This window comes from Streptomyces sp. NPDC005004 (assembly GCF_053600675.1).
Genome location: NZ_JBSGAH010000047.1, coordinates 1 through 1,776, shown reverse-complemented (window position 1 = coordinate 1,776; position 1,776 = coordinate 1). Strand labels below are relative to the sequence as shown.

The 1,776-nt window shown below is 68.1% G+C and carries 2 protein-coding genes; one reads left to right on the top strand and one right to left on the bottom strand.

The window, feature by feature from the left end:
* Positions 1-244 precede the first annotated feature (244 nt).
* Positions 245-1,447 carry an IS110 family transposase gene (locus ACWEEU_RS30555; protein ID WP_451736919.1) on the top strand — a complete coding sequence of 401 codons (1,203 nt, stop codon included), beginning with the start codon at positions 245-247 and terminating at the stop codon, positions 1,445-1,447.
* Between the two features lie 18 nt (positions 1,448-1,465).
* Here ACWEEU_RS30555 and ACWEEU_RS30550 read toward each other — a convergent pair whose 3' ends face one another.
* Positions 1,466-1,699: a hypothetical protein gene (locus tag ACWEEU_RS30550; RefSeq protein WP_451736917.1), complete on the bottom strand. Its 234-nt coding sequence runs from the start codon at positions 1,697-1,699 to the stop codon at positions 1,466-1,468.
* Positions 1,700-1,776 lie beyond the last annotated feature (77 nt).

The window sequence follows — 1,776 nt, the reverse complement described above, 5'->3', positions numbered from 1 at the left end:
CCCCCCCCGTTACCGTTTTCGTGGCTCCGCAATGGGGCCTCCGGCCTTCGGGCCCGGCATGGCTTCCCCCTCCTGTTGTTGATGATCCGGGGGGTGGTGTCACCGGGTCCGGAGGCATCGACGGACCGCTGATGAGGGGCTTGAGCACCGGCTTCACCCGAGTCGGAAGAGCTCTCCGTAACGTGGATGTGGCAGCTCGATGCCGTGCCAGGGCCGGACGAAAGCGTGATGGAGGGGCCTGCACGTGATCGACACCGGCGACATCGACGTCTTCCTCGGCCTGGACGTCGGCAAGGGCGAACACCACGCCACCGCCGTCACCCCGGCCGGAAAGAAGGCCTTCGACAAGCGCCTGCCCAACACCGAACCCAAGCTCCGCGAGCTGTTCGCCAAGCTGCAGGCCAAGCACGGGACCGTGCTCGTGGTGGTAGATCAGCCGGCCTCGATCGGCGCCCTGCCAGTGGCCGTCGCCCGGGACATGGGCTGCCCGGTCGCCTACCTGCCCGGCCTGACGATGCGGCGGATCGCCGACCTCTACCCGGGCGAGGCGAAGACCGATGCGAAGGACGCGTTCATCATCGCCGACGCGGCCCGCGCGATGCCGCACACTCTGCGGGCGATCGACGGCGAGGACGAGACGATCGCCGAGCTGGAGATGATCGTCGGGTTCGACGACGACCTGGCCGGCGAGGCGACCCGGGTCGCGAACCGGCTGCACGGCCTGCTGACCCAGATCCATCCCTCGCTGGAACGGGTCCTGGGACCGCGGTTGCAGCACCCCGCCGTCCTCGCCCTGTTGGAACGGTTCGGCTCCCCGGCACAGATACGCAAGGCCGGACGCCGGCGGCTGATCACCCTGCTGCGGCCGAAGGCACCGCGGATGGCCGAGCGGCTGGTCGAGGAGATCTTCGCCGCCCTGGACGAGCAGACCGTGACAGTCCCGGGGACCGAGGCAGCCGCGCTGATCGTCCCCAGTCTGGCCGCTTCGCTGACGGCCGTGCTCGACCAGCGGAAACTGCTGGCCGGACGGATCGAGGAACTGCTGGAGGCCCACCCTCTTTCAAAGGTCCTGACGTCGATGCCGGGCATCGGCGTCAGGACCGGAGCCCGCATCCTGATCGAGGTCGGCGACGGCAGCACCTTCCCGACCGCCGGTCACCTCGCCGCCTACGCCGGCCTCGCACCCGCGACCCGGAGCTCGGGCTCATCCATCCGCGGCGAACAGCCCTCCAGGAGAGGAAACAAGCAGCTCAAACGGGCCTTCTTCCTCTCCGCGTTCGCTGCCCTGGGCGACCCTGCATCCCGGTCCTACTACGACAAGAAGATCGCCCAGGGCAAACACCACACCCAAGCACTGCTCTGCCTCGCCAGACGCCGGGCCGACGTCCTGTTCGCCATGCTCCGCGACGGAACCTTCTATGAACCCCAACCCGCCGCCGCTCGGTGAGGAGTTGAGACCGCTCGATCAGTCCTCTGGCCGCAGCCTCTGGCGAGCCGCCTCAAGCCGCTCGTCATAGTCAGGCGCGAACAGCTCGGGAAGCGCCTTGTCGAGCGTTCCGGCGATCCGATGGATCGGCGCCCAGACCGCCGGATCGTCGACAACCCGGCTCAGGTCCGTCATCTGCAGCTTCTCCAGCCAGTCCGACAACACCAGCGCCTCGTCACTCGTGAGCTTGATCGTGACCTGGCTATCACCCATGCACACCCCTACGGCTCGGCCCCACCCTCGACCGCACGAACCTACTGGTCCTCGACCTTGACCAAACACATAGGGGC

What these genes read in the sequence shown, in the direction of transcription:
- ACWEEU_RS30550 (WP_451736917.1), bottom strand. Translation starts at nt 1,699, where the DNA reads ATGGGTGATAGCCAGGTCACGATCAAGCTCACGAGTGACGAGGCGCTG.